This window comes from Brevibacillus migulae (assembly GCF_004521915.1).
Lineage (GTDB): Bacteria > Bacillota > Bacilli > Brevibacillales > Brevibacillaceae > Brevibacillus_F > Brevibacillus_F migulae.
This window is the reverse complement of sequence record NZ_SDKD01000003.1, coordinates 19,029-38,206: the sequence shown is the minus strand read 5'-3', so window position 1 is coordinate 38,206 and position 19,178 is coordinate 19,029. Positions and strand designations below refer to the sequence as shown.

Genomic DNA, 19,178 nt, shown 5'->3' with positions numbered 1-19,178 from the left:
AGCGTGATTTTCCGTTTGCGAATGATGAATTCAATCACGGCTGGTTACCTCCCGCCAGCTCGATCGGGTCGCCGTCAAACAGACGATCCACGCCTTTCACTACGAGCTGGTCCCCTTCTTTGAGTCCAGAGGTCACTTCCAGCAGATTGTCCTGAATTTCTCCCACTATTACATCTGTCTTGGCCGCTTTGCCATTCACATGCAAAAACACATACGGCTTCTCGCCACCACGGCTGATGACCGCTTCGATCGGGACAAATATCCCTTCTTTTCCGGCGATCTTTTTGCTTGCTTTGACAACCTGGCCGGCAAACCAGTCGCGCTGCGGGTTCGGTACGGTCACTTCTACCCCAATCGTGCCCGTGCTTTGGTTGGTGGCCGGATGGATCTTGCTCACTTTCCCTTCGCGCTGGCTGCCGTACAAGGAAAGCGTAACCGTCTCGCCTTCCTTCCACATGCTGATCTCACGGTCTGGCACCGGCAATACCACCTTGAGCGTTTGGATGCTGCCAATCCGATAGATCGGAGTGCCCACCCCCACCAATTCGCCGGTCGAGGTCAGCTTGCTGATGATCGTTCCATCGATCGGCGCTTTCAGCTGGGTCTTTTCCAGCGATAATGCCGCCTTCTGCTTCGTAATCACGGCTTGCTCGTAAGACGAACGCTGCATCGTACGGTCCTCTGTGCGCGCACCTTGCGTTACCAGGGAGTAGGCCTGCTCGGCGGAGATCAGATCACGCTCTGCCAAGGCCAGCTGGTCCTGAACATTCTCAAACGTATCCTTGGAAATGGCATTTTCTTTAAAGAGCTTTTCATACTTTTGGAAATCATCCTTGGCTTTGTTGAACGCGATCTTCGCCTTGTCCAGCGTTGCCTGTGCCTGGATCAGCTCCTGCTGCCTGGCTCCGTTGTTGACTTTTTGCAGTCCGGCCCCGGTCTGCTCCACGAGCGTATTGGCTTCCTGAACCTGCAGGGCATAGGTACTGGAATCAATCTGGGCGAGCACTTCCCCTTTTTTCACTTGATCGCCTTCATTGCGATGCAGCGCGACCAATCGCCCTGCGACTTCGAAGGAAACCATCGCTTCTTCCGTCGGCTCAAGCGTTCCCGTCAGCTCGGAGATCCGCTCTGCCTGCGCACGCTTGACTTGGGCGACCTCCACCTTTTTCGTCTCCTGCGCCGCTTGGATGACATTTGCTGTTTCCTGGTTGCTGCAGGCAGTTGTCGTGAACAATCCCGCCACCAGACCTATGTAAAGCCACGTTTTCTTCATTTCTCTACCGCTCCCATCCGAACCGGATTAATGACTTGGCTATTTTTGAATGCCTGCTAATAAAATATCAACCGATTTGTCCAGCAACTTTTCAATCTCTATGCTGATATCCTGATTTTGCGTATGGTACAAGATCATGAACGCCGTATACAGCGATGAGATGAACATATGGCCCGCTGTCTGACAATCGGCCTCCCGCAATTTCCCTTCCGCTGTTAACACAGCCAGCTTTTCAGCCAGTACCATGCCTGCCGTAATCGGTACACGAGCGAAGAGATCACACATCTCTGGATCATCCCCCGACTCGAGAATACAAATCATGAGGAGCTCCTTGCGCTCGACCATCAGGTTGTAATAGGCGCGTCCGTAGCTAAGCAGCATCGTGCGAATATCGGGATACGCTTGCTCGAGCACCTCTTTCATCAGGGACCGCGTATCCGTCATCTCCTCCATCACGGCCATCAGGATGCCTTTTTTGTTGGTAAAATGGCGGAACAGCGTGACTTCGTTGACCCCAGCAAGCTCAGCAATCTTTTTGGTGGTCGCCCCTTTCATCCCCTTTTTGGCCATCAATTGTCGCGCAGCTGACAAGATTCGGTCTCTTGTTTCCTGCTCTTCACCGTTCCCTTCCGCATGAATCCGATTTTGTTTATCCATGTTCTTTCCCCCATGCATGCAAACACTTGCATTCTTTATCAACGAACACATTATACTCAATGTTCATAGTGCATGTAAATGCTTGCATGCGCTTACAAATGTAAAAATTTTGTTTCCCTACCAAGACGAATGAACCCTCCTTTTTGTGAACGCGAAAAAACCCTTTCCTGAAAAAAAGAAAGGGTTTCTGTTTCTGTTATTCAGCAAAGCTATGCCAATGTCACCGCAAACTGCGCCACAGTCAGTTGATTCAGGTCCTCCGGCAGCTTCGCCGTCACCTCGATCGCCTCTCCTCCAATCGGATGGGGAAAGGCCAACCGATAGGCATGCAAAGCTTGACGGCCAAAGTCGACAGTGCTCCCCCCATACAACCGATCGCCAGCTAACGGACAACCGATGTGCTGAAAATGGACGCGGATCTGATGCGTCCTGCCTGTATCCAGCCACACCCGCGCCAGTGTATAACGTTCAGAGCGTGCCATCACCGCGTAATGCGTAACGGCGTCATCTCCCTTTTCCGTTACACGCCGCCTCGTATGGTGAAAAGGATCTCGCCCAATCGCGGCGCGAACCGTCCCTTTCTCTTCCTCTAACTGGCCGCAAAGAACGGCGATATACTCCCGCTTGATCGTGCCCTCGCGCAGCATGCGATCCGCCAACTGGTGGGCATAGCCGCTTTTGGCGAAAAGGATGGTGCCGCTCGTCTCTTTATCCAGCCGATGGACTGCATGGACCGTAGACGGCTTCCCGTGATGCGCAAGCCAGGCTGTGAGCAGCTGGACAAGCGTGCCCTTTTGACCTGGAGATGTCGGGTGAACCATGAGTCCTGCCTGCTTGTTCACAATCAGGAAATGCTCATCCTCAAACAAAACTTCCGGATGAAAAGCGGGATCGTAATCCACCGCTTCGTTCGCCTGCTCGCGAGCTTTGTCAGCTACGCGAACGGATACGGTATCGCCTGCTTTAACCGTCTTTTGTAAAAAGGGGGCTTTCCGATTCAACAAGACGCCCTTGCTGCGGGTCAGCCGCTGCAGCATCCTTCCCGATACGGCCAGCTTCTCCTTTACGATCTGCTCTACGGTCATGCCCGCCTCTTCTGCCGTCACGACATAGTCCAGCCAATTGCTGCGTTTCATGATGCTCCCCCTTCACGTCCCACTCGTTCCTCTCATTGTATCGAAAGATGGGGAAGACTGCCAGTTCACCGCTTTTATCCGTAAAACACCGTATGATCCAACGCTTGTTGATAATCCTCAATCGCTTCCTGCTGGCCCAGCTCCAACAACTGGGTCACATACCCTTCATCCGTCCGATAGTCCTGCTCCATCAGTTTTCCTGCAATGACATTGCATAGCCCTCTGCACCACTGAAGCTGTCTGGTCATGAGTGCCACCTCCACACTTTTTATACTTGTTTGTATAATAAGTGTATTTCATCAGAATTACTTTGTAAACATTTTTGTTTAAGAAGTTATAAATTATCCCCTTCTTCTTGGCCAAAGCTTAAGGATTGTTAGCGCAGGATTTATTCCTTCAAACTTTGGCTGGTCCATTCCACAAGCGTTTGCTTATGGCGTCCGCGATAAGGAGCATGATGACGCTTGCCTCCACATTTTTCCTTTTGAAATAAACGTAAGAGAGAAGGCTCAGACTGAACATACCCAATTCCAAATACCAAACCGAGTGGTCATTTAGCGGTAAAAATATTCCCTGGTTCATGCCAAGCGCCACCCATATGTCAGGCTTGGCTTATTTTATCCACCTTTTACCTAGTGAATTCTTGAAACGGAACGCGGTCGTATGTTGTCGCTGTAACCCAACCCATTTTTCCAACCTATCTGGAAGGGATAAAACTCGCATCGTTGAGGCGATTCAGAAAGTTTTGGCCCACCAACATCGTGTTCATACAGGCAAAAAACGACTGTCAAAACGGCAACGCGTTCCCCTTGCAGGATGTGAGCCTTGTTTGCAAAAAAAAATCTCCTTCTTAATGAAGGAGATTTCCTTTATTTAACCGATCAGATTTTCCGGGTTTAATCCTTTCAATTCCTCAAGCACAAACAGGCCGTCTTTGCGGATCAGCACATCGTCGAACCAGATTTCCCCGCCGCCGTAATCCGCACGTTGGATGTTGACCAGATCCCAGTGGATGGCGCTCTTGTTGCCGTTGTCTGCTATCTCGTAGGCTTGGCCGGGCGTAAAATGGAAGCTGCCCGCGATTTTTTCATCGAACAGGATATCGTTCATCGGATGCAGGATGTACGGATTGACCGCGATGGCGAACTCACCGATATACCGTGCGCCTTCATCGGTATTGAGGATATCATTCAGCTTCTCCGTATTATTTGCGGTTGCCTCCACGATTTTGCCTGCCTCGAAGGTGAACCGGACATTTTCAAATTTTGTGCCCATGTAGAGACTGGAGGCATTGAAGCTAATGGTCCCGTTGACCGAATCACGTACAGGAGCCGTATAGATTTCCCCGTCCGGGATGTTGCGTTCGCCCGCGCAAATGATGCTGGGGATCCCTTTTATAGAGAAGGTCAGGTCGGTTCCAGGTCCCACCAGACGGACTTTATCGGTACGGTCCATCAGTTCCTTTAAGGGTTGAAAAGCATTCGCCATCTTCTGATAATCAAGCGAGCACACATCAAAGTAGAAATTGGTGAATGCTTCTGTGGACATAGTCGCATTTTGCGCCATAGCCGGAGTTGGGAAATTCAGCAATACCCAATTCAGATTCGATGTGATGTAGTCATTGATCTCTTTTTTCACTCGCTGGGTGATGCGTCGTTTTTCCACAGGCACATCAGATGTTTCGCTGTCATTCGTGAATCCATTGATCACGATGAACGCTTGCATATCCTTCCACATTGGATCTTCCCATTTCACAACAGCAGATAACCGTTCCTCGGATGTACCCATGAGCAGTTGCCGCTCGATCAACGGGTCTAATATGCGAACATGCGGATAAGCCCCTCTCGCATAGGCTTGCTTGACGAGTTCTCTGGCCAATTCTTTGCCTTCACCGCGGACCTCGATCATGACATGTTCCTTTTCCTGCAGGCCCACCGAATGGTTTAACAAATTTTCCGCCAGCTTCACAACGCGTGGATCCAACATCAGCGCTTCTCCCCTAACACAAATTGTTTTACCTTTCCATATTTTAGCACAATTCCGACTTGCTTGGTATTCCTTTGATCAAATTTATTTTACCGTTTTATCGCTTGGTATACGGACAAATTTGATCAAGCAAAAAAATTTCTTGCATGTTACTTCCCATGTCGAGTATTCTATGTTGTAAGAAAAATCCAACAAAAACAGTTGCGGGAGTGTTGTATTCATGGTAAATCCGGTGGTTTTGAATCAGTAGCTGGGGCCTTGCAGAGGGCACCAGTCCCTCTACAACCCCATCTGCGTGATTGAAACTGCAGGATGCCGATACTTCACCTTCCGTCTCTATAATCGGACGACTAGGGGCAATCTTGTTTTCCCGTTACATCGATGTACACGGGAAGCCATTGCCCCTTCTTCGCACCCTTTCCCAGCAGGGAACGAGAGCTTTGCGTGAAAAGCGCAGACGGACGTGATGGAGATCTCTCCACCATCGAAACGTTTGCGCTTTTTTTGCATCCTGCAGTCTGCTTACAAAATAAAACGAACGGGAGGCATTCCAACGATGCAATGGCTGGCCTGGGATTTGAATTTGAAGGTAAGGCTGATTGGGGAAACGATTTTTCATACGCTTTTCTGGATGTACTTTCCGTTTATCGCGCTTCATTTCAGCGATGCTTTCGGTAAGGATTTGGCTGGCATTTTATTAACCGTGCCGCCTTTGATCGGGATATTGGGCAATCTTGCCGGCGGTTATTTATCCGATACGCTCGGTCGTCGTCCGACCATGCTGACAGGAGCCTTTTTGCAATGTATCATGTTTGCCATTTTTACATTCTCACCCGGTCCTTTGATTGATTATCTGGCCTTTATCGGAATTGGCCTGGGCGGAGCTCTTTATTGGCCTGCCAGTTCCGCGATGGTCGCTGATCTCACGCCCGAAGAAGACCGCCGGCTCGTTTTTGCTACCTTTTATACCGCGATGAACATCGGCGTGGTCTTTGGTCCAGTCCTTGGCTCGATCTTCTTTCTTCATTACCGCATGGAGCTGCTGGCAACCTGTACGCTGGTCACCTTGGCCTACGCGATCGCGATTTACTTCCTGATCAAAGAAACTCGTCCCGCATCCGTGAAAACAGAGGACACGTCCAAGGTGAAAAGCTCGATAATCAAGGAGCAATGGCAGAGCTACAGTGTGATCCTGCGTGATAAACCCTTTGCGCTGTATATCTTGTCCGGGATCCTGGTCACCATCTGTTTTATGCAGCTCGACTTGTACATGGCCGTCTATGTCAAAGAATTCGTCCCTGAGCAGCCGCTCCTGTCTTGGGGCAACTGGTCATTGTCGCTTGGCAGCACGGAAGCGTTTGGCTGGATGGTCGGGTTAAACGGTCTGTTGGTTGTCCTCTTCACCATGCCGGTCACCAACTGGTTTCAGCATTGGAACGACCGCAATTCCCTGATTCTTTCCTCCGTATTGTTTGGACTGGGCATGTTTCTGATGGCCTTTACCACCCATATCTGGCTGCTGTTTGGCTGTATCGTGGTGCTGACGCTAGGAGAATTGATTCGCACGCCTGTCGTGCAGAGCTTCGTCAGCAAGTACTCGCCGGAAGACGCACGCGGTCAATATATGGGGGCATCCAGCCTGCAGTTTTCGATCGGCCGCTTCATCGCGCCTCTCACCATCGGCCTGTCAGCATGGATGCCGCCTGTAGGTGTATTTGGGATCATTTTTCTATGTGCCCTGATCAGCGCATTCCTGTATGTAAAGCTGTTTCAGATCCTACCGAAAAAGGTCGGTACAGGCAGTGAAAATAACGAGTAAAGGATGTTCGCGTATGCAAGATATGGTGATCGCCAAATGGGACAGCAGCGAAGAGATTCCCTACGAATTGCTCTTGCTGGCAGATGAATCCCGGCAGATGGTCGACGATTATTTTCCGCGGGGGGAATGCTTTATCGGCCGCCTCCCCGATTCTACCATGGTGGGGCTGTATGTCCTGCTGAAAACGAGGCCCGCTACCTTTGAAATTCTGAACATCGCTGTCGATGAGCAGTTCCAGGGAATGGGCTATGGAAGAAAGCTGCTGCGGCATGCGATCGAGCGGGCGAAGGAGCTGGGAGGCAGCACGGTGGAGATCGGTACAGGCAATTCCGGCATCGGCCAGCTTGCGCTCTACCAAAAATGTGGGTTTCGGATCGTAGGAGTGGATAGCGGGTTCTTTTTGAAGCATTATCCCCAACCGATTGTGGAGAACGGGATCCCTTGTGTGGATATGGTCCGGCTTCGGTTGGAGCTGTGAGGCTTGATGCTGGAATACAGCACCCTGATATGAAAGAAACTACAGGTAAATATGCTGAAAAAGGGTGCGCCGGCCAATGCTCGAGGGCTTCGAAAAAGTTATCCACATGCAATATCAATTGCGTGACGCCGAATTGGCCCATTGGTTGCAGGAGGATTTGTTCTCTTTTTCCTGGTGGGTCGGACTCTCTTCCCTCGTTCTTTTTTATTTTTGGCTCAAAATCGTGGACCGCTCCCGTCTAGCGGAAATTGTCATGATGGGCTTATTCATCGGATTATCTTCAACCCTATTGGATGTCATCGGCTCTTCCTTTGTGCTCTGGAGCTACCCCGACTCCGTTGAGCCGATTTTCCCGCCGATGTTTCCGGCCAATCTCGTCGTGCTGCCAACCGTGTATATGTTTCTATACCAGATCTTTTACACCTGGAAGCCGTACTTGGCGGCAAGTTTTGTGCTCTCGCTGTTTCTCTCCTTTGTCGGCGAGCCGCTCGTTGTCCTGCTAGGCAGTTATGTCCCCCTTCACTGGGAATACGTGTACTCGGTACCGTGGTATCTATTGCTCGCCATCGGTGGGAAGGCGTTTACGCACAAAATTTTCCGTTACCAAACGAGAAGCTAGCAAAAGAAAGGCCACCATGCAATTCATTTGCTGGTGGCCATCGCTATGGATGTTATGCTCCGAACTTTTTCCGATATCCGCATTTTCTGCACAATTCCTCAACCGCTTCTCTACGGGAGAACCCAAAGTAAAGATTATTGGCTCTTTCGCTTTCCACGATTTCAGAGAAAGGAGTCTGCTGCACATTGCCCAAATTAATGACACCTTCTCCGTCCAGACAGCAAGGCACCACTGTCCCGTCAACCAGAATGGCAGCGTGGCTCCGCAGGGCATGGCAGAAGCCCTTGCCATCGTCCTCTGGCGCGTGCAGGCTTGGCCATTGGAATTCATGATCCTGGTTCAGGTAGACGTAGTCGGCAATTTTGACACCGCTGCCCGGCACCACTTTTTCTTCAATCCGGTAGTCCAGGTTGAACTCCTTCTCCAGTATTTCCAATGTCTCGCGGTTTCTCTGCCGCTGCATATTCGTCATATTATCCTGCGTCAAATTCCACAGGCGAAACGAGATCAATACCTTATGCTCGACCACTTGACGGACAAAGGAAAGAATCTCAGACAGGTAGCCCTCCCGATTGGTCGAGCCCTCATGTCCATCAAAGCTGTGAAGGGAGAAATTGATTTGACGCAGCGCCGGCTTCCCGAGCAGTTTATGCTTCGCCTTATGAATCAAGGTTCCGTTTGTCGTCAAATTGACCTTGAACCCTTTCTCGTGGCTAATATCCAGCAGCTCGTCGATTTTCGGGTGAAGGAGCGGCTCCCCTTTGACGTGCAGATAAATATGATTGGTATGCGGTTTGATCTGGTCCAAAATATTGGAGAACGTATCCAGCTTGATAAACGTCGCCTGACGGCTGGTCTGCGGGCAAAAGCTGCAGGCCAGGTTACAGATGCTCGTAATCTCGATATATACTTTTTTAAATGTTTTCAAGAATCATCCAACCCCATATGTTCAAGTTACTCGGATCGTTTTAAACTCACTGAATTATAACATAGTGAGTCGACCAATAGGCTGGCTTAATATTTCCTAGTGTGCAAACATTGTGGTGGGGGAAGGGAAGAGAGGGCGGGGCTGCGTTCTTGCCACACCCGCTTGGAGGTTATTACTGTCCGGTTCCGCTTCCAAAAACGGTACGTCGCGCAAAAAGGTTCGAGGAAGCGTATTCATACGTAGGAGTTTGCGCGAAAAGCGTGTACCGTTTTTGGAAGCTCCACCTAAGTAGGTGTGGCAAAGACTCCGCCCGTCCCTCTCTTCCCTTCCTCACGTGGCTGTTGCAGTACTTCATAAATTAGGAATTATATCCCCCTTCCAACAAAAAGAGCCTGCTCCCCCAGCTACAGGGAACAGACTCTTCCATTTACTTTTGAGTTGCCGCGGGCGCTTGTCCCGTGTCAGGCGTCGGTGTCACCTGCGGCGGCAGCAAGTACTCCGTCAGGTTAAACCGTCCGCGCATCCACTGATACGTATCATCATAGACCGCTCTTGCCTGCGGCTCTTTGTTGTTGACTGCTTCCAGCAAGCTTTTCGAGCCGTAGTAGTAGGCATGGACTTTGTTTTTGTCGATGCCTGCCTTATGACCGGCGATCAGCTGGTTGTAGTAAAGCTGATAATAACGCAGGTCGCGGACCATCCGCTCGTCGCCCTCGATCTCGATCCCCATGCCGTATTGGTCAGCCACTTTCAGCGCCGCTTCGATCCGGTCCACCGGAATCTCTTTGTCGCTGTAGAAATTCGGCTGGACAAACGCATAGTCGAAGCCTAGATCCTTCCATTCCTGAAGGCCGGTCGCCCCGAAATAAGGGATCCAATAGAAGCGCAGCGCCTGATTATGCACCATGTCCGCCGTTTCGCGGATCAACTGGCGCTCGTCAGGTACGGAATCCTCCACCAGCTCGTGCCACCAGTAGATGCCCTCGAGCTTCAGATACTTGTAATCGGCTTTTTCAAAACGCTGCAAAAGCTCTTGGAAGTACCATTCCAGCGCCTTCTTCCGGTGACGGTACGCTTGCTCTTCTCCTCCGCTTTTTGCGGAGAAATTGAGCGAGACCTCATCCGGATTGACCCGCCCGAAATCGGACACCGCCGGATTCGGATACGGCAAGGTGAGAACAACCTTCTCGATTTCAGGATCAATATAGAGCTTCCCGCGCTGCTTATTGTATTCCTTCATCGCCTCATTCAAGGCATCCAGCTGTCGGCCCGGACGGAAAATATCGTCGAGATAAGCTTCCCAGCCGGCTTGGGTCGTCGGCATGACCGGATACGGGAGGAACAGGACAGCGTCAAACATCCGATCCTTCACCTTTCCATCCGTGCCGATATAGCCGACCAGCGGCAGGAAGTCGTTTTTTGTCCAGGTTCCCCGCTCCGCATGTGCCCCCGAGTAGGCGAGGAGCATATTTTGCATACGATCCTCCGCTTTTTTATCCACCATGGCTGCAGTGATGGGAATCGGCGCCAGCAGCAGCGGATCCGCTTCGTCACCATCCACATCTTTGCCCCATACCTGCAGTTGACGGGCAAAGACGAAGATTTGCACCGGGAAGCGTACCCGTACATAGCGGGCTTCCACCTCTGGCAAGCTGAGTGAGAGGGTGCGCACCTGTGCGGTTTCATCCGCTGGTGACACTCCATGGGTCACGCGGCCTGCATAATGCCATGCTTTGCCATCATGGGATACCTCTACCTCCATTTTGCTTGGCATCAAGATCCCCATCTTCTTCTCATGACGGAAATTGAGGGAAACGCGCTCGATGGCTTTTGTTTCCGGCAGAGCGAGCGTGATTTCACGGCCGAATTGGCGCGCATAGCCTGTCCACGTCTCGGATGGCATCACCAGCCCGCCGACTGGTCCGGGATAACTCTTCTCCAATGAGCGAAAATACGTGTCGGCCGGCCCTGTCGTTTTCACACCGAAAAAGCTTTCCGGCGCAAAGTTGGTCAGCCCTTCTTCCGCTCCGGGGGTTACGTCTGCTTCTGCCTCTGTTTGCGCTCCTTCGTCTGATGGCGAGCCATCCGCTGTCACCTCTACAGGGATCACCATCGTTTTATACCCGACGGACACGGTGATTTGACCTTTCCCTGGGGTCGTCCCGGCGACAAAGGTACCGTCCGGCTCAATCGTACCGATCTCGGGCCGGTCAAACGAGAAGATCGGAGTAAACGGCAATGTCGCCCCGCTCGGGCTGCTGACTTTCAGGCGTTGGCTTGCCCCTGCTACCAATGAAAGCTTGTCCGCATTCACAGCAAACACGACATTTTCCGCTTGCGAGACCCGTTCGGCCAGCACGCGATCGGCAATCACCGCAGCCTCTGCCCTCGTCACTTTCTGCTCAGGATGAAACTGATTGGCGCTTCCCGTCATCCATTTCTTTTGCGTCACCGTCTCTACGGCTTCTTCCGCATAATCCGCGATCTGGTCCTGATCCTGGTACACCACCGGCACCGCTTGTCCCGCATCTGCATCTGCCCCAGGCGTACTGCCCGTCAGCTCCATGAAGCGCGCAAGAATGACAGCCAGCTCTTGGCGGGTAAGCGGCTCATCCGCCCCAAACTGCTCGGAGGTTCTCCCCTTCATGATCCCGGTCTGCGCGAGTCCGTACACATAGGGAGCAAAGGGTCCATCAGTCTCAATATCCTCGTAGCTGTCCTCTTTCGGTACGATCGGTTGGATGCCCGTCGTTTTGGCAAACAGGACGGAAAAATCTTGTCTGGTCATCGGCTGCTGCGGTTGAAACTCATGCTCCCCCATACCGCGGATCAGCTGCAGGGTAGCCAGCCGCTCCACCGCTTCCTGAGCAAAGTGCCCTTCCATATCTACAAAAGAAATGTCCGCTGCCTCCTCATCGGTTTGGGCAACAGGGAGTGTCGACGTTTTTTCCTCAGTATCTGCCAACGCCGGCCATGCCGCTGTGAGCAGCAGGCTGGCTGCCATGCTGGCTGCAAGCAGTCGGCGCAGTGCAGTGTGCTTCCTTTTTTGCATGGTTTTCCCCTCAAATCCTCTCGCTATATCAATGAATGATTAGGCGCGTCTTGCTTCGGACGCGGCGGTCTTGGGCCGAAAAACTGGTAGTAATCGACCTTCAGATTTCCGTTGTACAGCTTCCGTTTCTTGCTTGCCTGACGCCCAAAATACTTTTCGAATTCTTCGTGGGAGGTAATGACATAGTACGACCACGTATCGAGCTCACGGAATACGTTGCCCATTTCCTTGTACAGACGCTCGGCCTGGTTATAGTCTCCCAGCCGTTCCCCGTATGGCGGGTTGCAGATGATATAACCGTATTTGCGCTTGGAGCGCAGCTCGTTCATTGCCATCCGCTGAAAATGGATCTGATCGTCGACTCCCGCTTCCTGTGCATTGTGGCGTGCGACGCGCAGGATGTCTTCATCGATGTCGGTGCCGATGATCTCCAGCTTTCGATCATACTGGGCGAGGTCATGGGTTTCCGCCCGCGCATCCCGCCAAAGGTTTTTCGGGATGATCGGCCAGCTCTCCGCCACGAATTCCCGGTTCATCCCAGGCGCGATATTTTGCCCGATCAATGCCGCCTCGATCGGTATGGTGCCCGATCCGCAGAAAGGATCCACCAGCACGCGATCCGGCTTCCAACGGGACAACAGGATCAGCGCAGCCGCCATCGTTTCTTTTAACGGGGCTGCCCCGATCAGCTCGCGATACCCGCGCTTGTGCAGGCCAGCCCCCGTCGTATCGATCGTCAGCGTCGCCACATCCTTCAGTAGCGCCACCTCGATTTTAAACAGTGGTCCCGTCTCGGCAAACCACTCTGTCTTGTATGTCTTTTTCAAGCTCTCGACCACAGCCTTTTTCACGATCGCCTGACAGTCGGGAACGCTGAATAAGGTTGATTTGACCGATTTCCCTTCCACCGGAAAGGTAGCATTTTCCGGGATCCAGTCGGCCCAAGGCAACGCTTTCGTCTGCTCGAACAGCTCATCAAAGGTAGTCGCTTTAAACTCGCCTATTTTCAAACGAATCCGGTCTGCCGTCCGCAACCAGAGATTGGTCTTGGGAATCGCAGACAGATCGGCGCTGAACATCACTTTTCCGTTATCCACGGTTACATTTTCATAACCGAGATTTTTTACTTCCTCCGCGACGACCGACTCCAAGCCAAAGGTAGCCGTCGCAATCAAATCCACTTTCTGCATGGTCCATGTCTCCTGTATTTACCGTATTGGGTCTGGGATACTACTCTCCCTACTATCATACCCGATCCAGGAGACAATTGGTAATCGGACACTGCCAGAAGATAAGACGAATCTTGCTTCGTTCCCGTTACATCGTTAGATCTGGAAAAAATGCCCGGTGGACATGCTTCCCTCTCGCAAAGGATCATTGCCTGAGACTCTGGTGAAACTACGAATGCTGTAAACGAGCAGTTCATTTATGCCAGCGGAAAGGATGGACCACGATGCCAGAATTGCCGGAGATGGAAACCTATCGCAGATTGCTTGGGGAAAGAATCACGGGGAAAACGATTACGCGGGCAGACGTACAGCGTGAGAAAACGGTGAACCTCCCCGCAGAAGCGTTCATACAACGGGTACAAGGACGAACCATCCGTTCCGTCCAGCGCAAGGCCAAGCACTTGCTCTTTCATCTCGACAACGAAAGCGTCCTGCTCCTGCATCTGATGCTTGGCGGGTTTCTATACTATGGCTCCGAAACGGATAAATTGGACCGTACCGCACAGGTGACCTTTCATCTGGGCGGGCACACCCTATACTTCCACGGGCTGCGGCTCGGCTATCTTCATTTGTATTCACTGGAGGAATGTGCGCAAAAGCTGGCAGATCTCGGTCCCGAGCCTCTGGATCCGCTTTTTTCTGCTGTCTCCTTTGGGCAGCTGCTGTCCGAACGACGGGGCATATTGAAAACCACCCTCGTGGACCAACACGTGCTGTCCGGCATCGGCAATTGCTACTCCGATGAAATTTGCTTTGATGCAGGCATCCTTCCCATGCGAAAGATTCCTGCGCTTTCTTCCACTGAGCTCGCTTCCCTCTACCAGTCGATGCATGCCGTGCTGAATGAGGCGATCCGATATGGTGGCTACATGGAATACCCCCTGTATAAAGGCGACGCTTTCACAGGGGGTTATAATGAACGCTGTAAAATTTATGATCGCGGACAGGATCCTTGTCTGCGCTGCGGTACCCCGATCATTCAGGAGGAGCTGGCCTCGCGCAAGGTCTTCTATTGTCCGCGCTGTCAAAAATAAGCTTCGTTACATCTTTTTCATCATGTATACCTGTTCGATGCTCGGCGAAAATCCAGCCTCCTCCAAGATCCGGACAACCCGCTCCTGGCCAGCCGGGAAATTGAAGGTACCGCGCTTGGCTACCTCTCGCTCCGGTTCAAACACATGGTTGAGCGCAAACCGGATAATTTCATCCGCGTCCTCGCGCTCGGGTGCAGCCGCGCATTGGAATAAGGTGATGGCAGAAACCGCTCCTGCTGGATCAAAAGCTCGTCGATACAACGCATAGCCGATCGCTTCCCCAGCTTGGTCCTTCACCAGGACGGATTGCCCATCGCGCAGCCCTGCCCACTGCGTCTGCCAGGGTGCCATCGCCTGGTAGAAGGACAGCCCTTGCACATCCGCCGGGACTCCGCTTGCGTACCGGTACTGAGCACCCTCTGCTTGCGAAAATGGATTGGTGCGATCAAAGGCTTCCGTCCGCTGCAGGAACAACAGACGATCCACGATATCATACCCCATCGCCTTGTACAGTGCGATCGCCTTTTCATTTTCGCGGAATGCTTCCAGCGTACCCCATTCCACTCCTTCCTCCTCATACACTTGGAGAACCGCTTTCATCAATATCTTGCCTAAGCCTTGGCCGCGGTAGGCTGTGGCTATACAGGTCCCCCCGTTCCAAGCAACCTTTTTCCCCTGAATGTTCCGTATCCCGGTCAACACCATGCCGACCGGCTCATCATCCACATATGCCACCACCGACAGGCTTGGCGACAGTCCTTCCATGCCGAGTCTCGCTGCAAACCGCTCATCTGTCGTCGTCGCATCAACAAAGTAACCCTCGAAGCCTTTGTTCCATATTTCCGCAGCCTCTGAAAACGTGCACGTACTCAAACGTTTGATGACGATCACCATGAATCAGCTCCTTTGCTTGCATTAATAAAAATATTTTAATCGATAAAATTTTGAATAGCAATAATTGGTAGAATATTTTTTCTTGTGTCGATTTTTGTCGGGATGAAAAATTTATTGGAAAAGCAGGGATAATATTGACGGATTGAGAAGAAAATCATAGCTGACAATTTCTAAGAGGTGAAGCATGAGTACGAAAAAAGATTCAGGGAAGCTGACTTTCATGATCGTCCCTCATGGAAAAAGCAGCACTCACTCCCTGCAAGTCTCCCTCAAGCATCTCAAGCTTGCCGGAATCGGCCTGGCCTTCCTCGGCTGTCTGGGCCTATACTTATTCACCGATTACATACATATGAATGCCACCTATGAGCGCATGCAGTCCAAAGCACAGTCACTGCAGGAGCAAGCGGACGCCTCGAAGCTGGAACTGCAGAAGGGACGAGAGCAATTCGCTTCCATCATGGATCAGGTAAAAGAAATGGAAGCCTATGTGAAGCAGCTGGAGCAAATGGAGCAAGAGATCCGCAGCAAATCCGGCTCTCTTTCTCTGTCCGGTCCGACAGATCAGCACGTGGCCCAGGTTACTCAGACGGTACTGGCTAGCCGTGGCGGTCCTGAGCGCATCTCGCTGGAGCAGGAAGTCGTCGACCATGAGCTGAACAGCGAGCAAATGCTGCAACAGACTACCGCCCAGCTGCGTTCGCTGCAAACACGATTGCCCCATACGGTCGGCAAGATCTCTCATTTACAAAAAGAAGTGGAGGTCTGGAACGAGAAGATGATCCATACGCCCACCATCTATCCGGCAGTCGGCACGGTCACTTCTCGTTTTGGCTATCGCCGCGACCCTTTTCATGGCCAAAAACGATTCCACGATGGCTTTGATATCGCCAACCACTACCGTTCTCCCATCCATGCCACGGCGAGCGGCAAGGTCGTCTTCGCCCAGCGCATGCAAGGACACGGGAAAATGATCAGGATCGCCCACAGCGATACGCTGCACACTTCTTACTCACATCTGACGGAAATCGCCGTATCGGTGGGGCAGGAAGTCAAGAAAGGGCAAGTGATCGGATATATGGGCAGCACCGGACGCAGTACAGGCGTCCACGTTCACTACATGGTGTATGAAAATGGGCAGCCGGTCAATCCGGAAAAATACTTGCCCGAAGAGAGGGGAAAATAATGTTTAACAGCAGTAAACAAGCCAAACCAACCATCACGGACAAAATCGAGACGATCATCGGGGCGGGAACTGCCGTCAAAGGAACCTTGACCGTGTCAGGCACCATCCGGGTAGACGGCATGGTGAACGGAGAGATTTTCGCAGACGGAGATGTGATCATCGGCGAAACCGGCCATGTCATCGGAATCGTGAAAGGAAGAAATATTACCGTTGCCGGCCGTTTGGAAGGCAATGCGGATGCAGCGGGATTGCTGCAGCTCACCTCTACCGCTGCCGTTCGCGGCGATATGGTCGTTGACTCCTTCACGGTAGAGGAAGGCGCCAAATATAAGGGAAGCTTCCAGATGAAGCAGGATGTTGAAGTTAGCGAACAATTGGAAGTCATGCCGGCATGAGCGGCAGGCTGGAAAGTCGCATTCTGCTTTTTACCGGGGGCAATCTGGGTACCTGGGCGCTTCAGGAGATCCGTACCGGTGATACGCTTGTCGGCGTCGATCGCGGCGCCTTTTTTCTGTTGCAGCACGGAATGAAACCGGATCTGGCCATCGGTGACTTCGATTCCGTCAGCGAGGAGGAGCTGCAATCGATACGGACACAGGTAACCGATCTGCAGACCTGTGACCCGGTCTGGAAGGATTGGACCGATACGGAGATGGCCTTCCACTGGGCGCTTGAGCAGTCCCCTTCCGAAATCATCCTGCTCGGCGCACTGGGAACCCGCTTCGATCATTCGTTTGCCAATGTGCAGCTGTTGGTGCGTGCCTTGCGCGCAGGCGTTCCCTGCCGAATTGTAGATGAAAAAAATGAGCTGATCTTGCTGGACCGTACCGGTCATGTCAGCAAAAGCAGCTTTTCCCATATCTCCCTGCTTCCCTTCAGCCCAGAGGTGACCGGCATTACGCTCACCGGATTTCAGTATCCGCTGGAGCAGGCAACGCTTCGCTGGGGCGAGTCGCTCGGGGTCAGCAATGTGCTTGTGGAGGAGACAGGTACGATTGAGCTGGAAAGCGGGTATCTGCTGGTGATCCAAAGCAAGGATTAGCATGCCGTAGCAGTGGTGGAAGGAAAGAAATGAGCGTGGTTCCTGCAATAGCCTTAGAAGAATAGGTATTAGACGATCCAAACCTCCCATACAAAAAACCAGTCAAAACACGAAAGATATAGTGTTAGACTGGTTTTGGCTTTGTTAAAATGTTGTTCTCTTACCTTCTTTATAGTTTCTCTTTAATTCGCTTTTCTTACGGACTAATGTCATATACCTCCCCGTTTCCCAAAGAATAAACTTGCCCTTTTTCATTCAGCAGATACAAGCGATAGTCCGCAGAAGTAAGATCGCGAATATTTTTAAGTTCAGGCAATGCTTTCCAAGGGTTAACAAACATATCCGGGAATCTCATCGTGTCGTTTGCTACTTGATACCCCACTACATCCTCTTGAATTATATACTCGTAGAGTCCATTTTTATCCTCCATCTCCTTTCTTGCATAGCCCAAACGGCCATTGAATAACACCTCCTTGTAAGATGAAGGCAGATCTTTCGGTTTCTTGATCTGGAATTCTTTCATACGAAAAGAGGTTGTCACCTCTTTGACCATGCGATGTCTATCATTCCAATAAAAATAACGATCAGATAGTTGTGTAACCTGGTCACACAACATTTGCTTCTCTGACTCCTGAAGTGGTGTATAGGCCCATAACTGATTGTTCTTCAGATAATAGATTCCTCTTGTAAACTCATATTGCTTGGGATTAATGGGCAACAGGTCAAAAGCAGCTCCAAGCTGGGTTACATCTTGATCAATTATTTTCCTGCTCAGATCTTGTTCAACCCTCACCAAATTATTGTTACCATCAATGGTAAAATAACCGTCCTCTTTCATTTCTCCGGAAGTTAATACCACTTGCTTCGTTTGATTCTCAACAAGTCTCGGTTTTGGATAGTTTTTTGTATCATTATTCGAAAAGTCTGCGTACCATAACGATCCGTCCTGAAGTTCGGTATAATACCCACCATACTCTGAGATATACACCTCTTTCGCCCCAGTCAATTCCGTTATTTGAATAGGAGCTTTTCCATCCATAGATAAGTAAAGCCGATCTTCCTGATCTATACCGAAAAGATAATCGTGATGGACGTCTAACTGATTATTTCTAGAGCCGAAAATTCGCTTCATTGACATGTTCTGAAACGGTTGAAACAGCCTATAATTTCTCCCCATATAAGCATCGCTCATGCCACGCGTATCATAGGGATAATCCTCATAGTAAGCAGGCAAGTTAGCATGGGTTTCTTCCATTATGACAGGCACCTCCGCATATGCTATTGAGCAACTAGCTGCAGTGCTTATCAACGCAATTACCCCGCTTTTTACCAATAGCTCCGTTATTTTCATCATTGTCCTCCCTCTCTCTCTAATCAATATTGCTATTGAAATTAGCAACCTAAACTTGATTTTTTTCAGCTGCAATCCACGAATCTGGATCTAAATCGACCAGTGGTTGTTGAATGAATGAACCTATTCGTTTGTTTAGACTTTTCTTAGGCTTTTTGTGTAAGCAATGTCTGATCTGCACGACGAATCAGTATGAGTATCAGAATCGTGACAATAAACCCGCAAATAACCATTGGGATCACTAAGACGCCAAGAAATGGTGAGATTCCAGTAGCTAGCAAAGTGAGTACGAAAAACGCAACCGTAAACCACAGATAATATCTCCATCTATTATTGGCCATGTCTGCAAGCTCCATTTTTCCCGAGTGAAGGGCCAATCAACATCAGGATAAAACCGATCAGATCCGGCAAGATATCAAAACCGTTAAACCTGAAATCGAGAAAAACCAACAATATCCCCCAGAACACTTTGGATAAACCCGTCATGTACCTCTCCT

At 50.9% G+C, this 19,178-nt stretch carries 18 protein-coding genes; 7 read left to right on the top strand and 11 right to left on the bottom strand.

Features of this window, described 5'->3' with window-relative positions; translation table 11 throughout:
• Positions 1 to 34: 34 nt before the first annotated feature.
• The 5 genes from EIZ37_RS04360 to EIZ37_RS04345 all read right to left on the bottom strand — a co-directional run bounded on the left by EIZ37_RS04360 (position 35) and on the right by EIZ37_RS04345 (position 5,052).
• Complete coding sequence (locus EIZ37_RS04360; RefSeq protein WP_134683353.1) at positions 35 to 1,273, bottom strand: efflux RND transporter periplasmic adaptor subunit; 1,239 nt, start codon at positions 1,271 to 1,273, stop codon at positions 35 to 37.
• A gap of 39 nt (positions 1,274 to 1,312) precedes the next feature.
• Positions 1,313 to 1,930 (bottom strand): TetR/AcrR family transcriptional regulator, encoded by a 618-nt coding sequence (locus EIZ37_RS04355; protein WP_134683352.1) that lies wholly within the window; start codon positions 1,928 to 1,930, stop codon positions 1,313 to 1,315.
• A gap of 209 nt (positions 1,931 to 2,139) precedes the next feature.
• Positions 2,140 to 3,066 carry an RluA family pseudouridine synthase gene (locus EIZ37_RS04350; protein WP_134683351.1) on the bottom strand — a complete coding sequence of 309 codons (927 nt, stop codon included), beginning with the start codon at positions 3,064 to 3,066 and terminating at the stop codon, positions 2,140 to 2,142.
• Positions 3,067 to 3,140: 74 nt separating this feature from the next.
• Positions 3,141 to 3,314 (bottom strand): hypothetical protein, encoded by a 174-nt coding sequence (locus EIZ37_RS25850; protein WP_167568660.1) that lies wholly within the window; start codon positions 3,312 to 3,314, stop codon positions 3,141 to 3,143.
• 625 nt (positions 3,315 to 3,939) lie between these two features.
• On the bottom strand, positions 3,940 to 5,052 hold the full coding sequence (locus tag EIZ37_RS04345; RefSeq protein ID WP_134683350.1) for an aminopeptidase: 1,113 nt from the start codon (positions 5,050 to 5,052) through the stop codon (positions 3,940 to 3,942).
• 556 nt (positions 5,053 to 5,608) lie between these two features.
• Between EIZ37_RS04345 and EIZ37_RS04340 the strand changes: the two genes are divergently transcribed.
• The 3 genes from EIZ37_RS04340 (at position 5,609) to EIZ37_RS04330 (ending at position 7,968) form a co-directional block, all read left to right on the top strand.
• Complete coding sequence (locus EIZ37_RS04340; RefSeq protein ID WP_134683349.1) at positions 5,609 to 6,871, top strand: MDR family MFS transporter; 1,263 nt, start codon at positions 5,609 to 5,611, stop codon at positions 6,869 to 6,871.
• A gap of 22 nt (positions 6,872 to 6,893) precedes the next feature.
• Positions 6,894 to 7,349, top strand: a complete 456-nt coding sequence (locus tag EIZ37_RS04335; protein WP_134683568.1) for a GNAT family N-acetyltransferase — start codon at positions 6,894 to 6,896, stop codon at positions 7,347 to 7,349.
• Positions 7,350 to 7,425: 76 nt separating this feature from the next.
• A complete protein-coding gene (locus EIZ37_RS04330) occupies positions 7,426 to 7,968 on the top strand; it encodes a CBO0543 family protein (protein ID WP_134683348.1) in 543 nt (180 codons plus the stop codon).
• Between the two features lie 52 nt (positions 7,969 to 8,020).
• Here EIZ37_RS04330 and EIZ37_RS04325 read toward each other — a convergent pair whose 3' ends face one another.
• From EIZ37_RS04325 to EIZ37_RS04315, 3 genes are all read right to left on the bottom strand, one after another.
• Positions 8,021 to 8,896, bottom strand: coding sequence for a radical SAM/SPASM domain-containing protein (locus EIZ37_RS04325; protein WP_134683347.1), 876 nt, complete (start codon positions 8,894 to 8,896; stop codon positions 8,021 to 8,023).
• A gap of 427 nt (positions 8,897 to 9,323) precedes the next feature.
• Positions 9,324 to 11,948, bottom strand: coding sequence for a DUF4855 domain-containing protein (locus tag EIZ37_RS04320; RefSeq protein ID WP_134683346.1), 2,625 nt, complete (start codon positions 11,946 to 11,948; stop codon positions 9,324 to 9,326).
• Between the two features lie 23 nt (positions 11,949 to 11,971).
• Positions 11,972 to 13,138: a THUMP domain-containing class I SAM-dependent RNA methyltransferase gene (locus EIZ37_RS04315; protein ID WP_134683345.1), complete on the bottom strand. Its 1,167-nt coding sequence runs from the start codon at positions 13,136 to 13,138 to the stop codon at positions 11,972 to 11,974.
• Between the two features lie 263 nt (positions 13,139 to 13,401).
• On the opposite strand from EIZ37_RS04315, the gene EIZ37_RS04310 reads away from it, so the two are divergent.
• The gene (locus EIZ37_RS04310) at positions 13,402 to 14,211 is read left to right on the top strand and encodes an Fpg/Nei family DNA glycosylase (protein ID WP_134683344.1); all 810 of its coding nucleotides are present in this window, start codon (positions 13,402 to 13,404) and stop codon (positions 14,209 to 14,211) included.
• Between the two features lie 6 nt (positions 14,212 to 14,217).
• Here EIZ37_RS04310 and EIZ37_RS04305 read toward each other — a convergent pair whose 3' ends face one another.
• Positions 14,218 to 15,105, bottom strand: a complete 888-nt coding sequence (locus EIZ37_RS04305) for a GNAT family N-acetyltransferase (RefSeq protein ID WP_235827888.1) — start codon at positions 15,103 to 15,105, stop codon at positions 14,218 to 14,220.
• A 184-nt stretch (positions 15,106 to 15,289) separates the two neighbouring features.
• On the opposite strand from EIZ37_RS04305, the gene EIZ37_RS04300 reads away from it, so the two are divergent.
• Genes EIZ37_RS04300 through EIZ37_RS04290 form a run of 3 tightly spaced genes read left to right on the top strand, consistent with a single transcriptional unit; the run spans position 15,290 to position 17,330 of the window.
• A complete protein-coding gene (locus EIZ37_RS04300) occupies positions 15,290 to 16,288 on the top strand; it encodes a M23 family metallopeptidase (protein ID WP_134683343.1) in 999 nt (332 codons plus the stop codon).
• Positions 16,288 to 16,683 (top strand): bactofilin family protein, encoded by a 396-nt coding sequence (locus tag EIZ37_RS04295; RefSeq protein ID WP_134683342.1) that lies wholly within the window; start codon positions 16,288 to 16,290, stop codon positions 16,681 to 16,683. The genes EIZ37_RS04300 and EIZ37_RS04295 overlap by 1 nt, the downstream gene beginning before the upstream one ends.
• Entirely contained in the window at positions 16,680 to 17,330 is a 651-nt protein-coding gene (locus EIZ37_RS04290; RefSeq protein ID WP_134683341.1) for a thiamine diphosphokinase, read from the top strand. The genes EIZ37_RS04295 and EIZ37_RS04290 overlap by 4 nt, the downstream gene beginning before the upstream one ends.
• 196 nt (positions 17,331 to 17,526) lie before the next feature.
• Here the strand turns inward: EIZ37_RS04290 and EIZ37_RS04285 are convergent, their stop codons facing one another.
• Positions 17,527 to 18,684: a hypothetical protein gene (locus tag EIZ37_RS04285; protein ID WP_134683340.1), complete on the bottom strand. Its 1,158-nt coding sequence runs from the start codon at positions 18,682 to 18,684 to the stop codon at positions 17,527 to 17,529.
• A gap of 327 nt (positions 18,685 to 19,011) precedes the next feature.
• Positions 19,012 to 19,167 (bottom strand): hypothetical protein, encoded by a 156-nt coding sequence (locus EIZ37_RS25845; RefSeq protein ID WP_167568658.1) that lies wholly within the window; start codon positions 19,165 to 19,167, stop codon positions 19,012 to 19,014.
• Between the last annotated feature and the right edge of the window lie 11 nt (positions 19,168 to 19,178).

What these genes read in the sequence shown, in the direction of transcription:
- EIZ37_RS04360 (WP_134683353.1), bottom strand. Translation starts at nt 1,273, where the DNA reads ATGAAGAAAACGTGGCTTTACATAGGTCTGGTGGCGGGATTGTTCACG.
- EIZ37_RS04355 (WP_134683352.1), bottom strand. Translation starts at nt 1,930, where the DNA reads ATGGATAAACAAAATCGGATTCATGCGGAAGGGAACGGTGAAGAGCAG.
- EIZ37_RS04350 (WP_134683351.1), bottom strand. Translation starts at nt 3,066, where the DNA reads ATGAAACGCAGCAATTGGCTGGACTATGTCGTGACGGCAGAAGAGGCG.
- EIZ37_RS25850 (WP_167568660.1), bottom strand. Translation starts at nt 3,314, where the DNA reads ATGACCAGACAGCTTCAGTGGTGCAGAGGGCTATGCAATGTCATTGCA.
- EIZ37_RS04345 (WP_134683350.1), bottom strand. Translation starts at nt 5,052, where the DNA reads ATGTTGGATCCACGCGTTGTGAAGCTGGCGGAAAATTTGTTAAACCAT.
- EIZ37_RS04340 (WP_134683349.1), top strand. Translation starts at nt 5,609, where the DNA reads ATGCAATGGCTGGCCTGGGATTTGAATTTGAAGGTAAGGCTGATTGGG.
- EIZ37_RS04335 (WP_134683568.1), top strand. Translation starts at nt 6,894, where the DNA reads ATGGTGATCGCCAAATGGGACAGCAGCGAAGAGATTCCCTACGAATTG.
- EIZ37_RS04330 (WP_134683348.1), top strand. Translation starts at nt 7,426, where the DNA reads ATGCTCGAGGGCTTCGAAAAAGTTATCCACATGCAATATCAATTGCGT.
- EIZ37_RS04320 (WP_134683346.1), bottom strand. Translation starts at nt 11,948, where the DNA reads ATGCAAAAAAGGAAGCACACTGCACTGCGCCGACTGCTTGCAGCCAGC.
- EIZ37_RS04315 (WP_134683345.1), bottom strand. Translation starts at nt 13,138, where the DNA reads ATGCAGAAAGTGGATTTGATTGCGACGGCTACCTTTGGCTTGGAGTCG.
- EIZ37_RS04310 (WP_134683344.1), top strand. Translation starts at nt 13,402, where the DNA reads ATGCCAGAATTGCCGGAGATGGAAACCTATCGCAGATTGCTTGGGGAA.
- EIZ37_RS04305 (WP_235827888.1), bottom strand. Translation starts at nt 15,105, where the DNA reads ATGGTGATCGTCATCAAACGTTTGAGTACGTGCACGTTTTCAGAGGCT.
- EIZ37_RS04300 (WP_134683343.1), top strand. Translation starts at nt 15,290, where the DNA reads ATGAGTACGAAAAAAGATTCAGGGAAGCTGACTTTCATGATCGTCCCT.
- EIZ37_RS04295 (WP_134683342.1), top strand. Translation starts at nt 16,288, where the DNA reads ATGTTTAACAGCAGTAAACAAGCCAAACCAACCATCACGGACAAAATC.
- EIZ37_RS04290 (WP_134683341.1), top strand. Translation starts at nt 16,680, where the DNA reads ATGAGCGGCAGGCTGGAAAGTCGCATTCTGCTTTTTACCGGGGGCAAT.
- EIZ37_RS04285 (WP_134683340.1), bottom strand. Translation starts at nt 18,684, where the DNA reads ATGATGAAAATAACGGAGCTATTGGTAAAAAGCGGGGTAATTGCGTTG.
- EIZ37_RS25845 (WP_167568658.1), bottom strand. Translation starts at nt 19,167, where the DNA reads ATGACGGGTTTATCCAAAGTGTTCTGGGGGATATTGTTGGTTTTTCTC.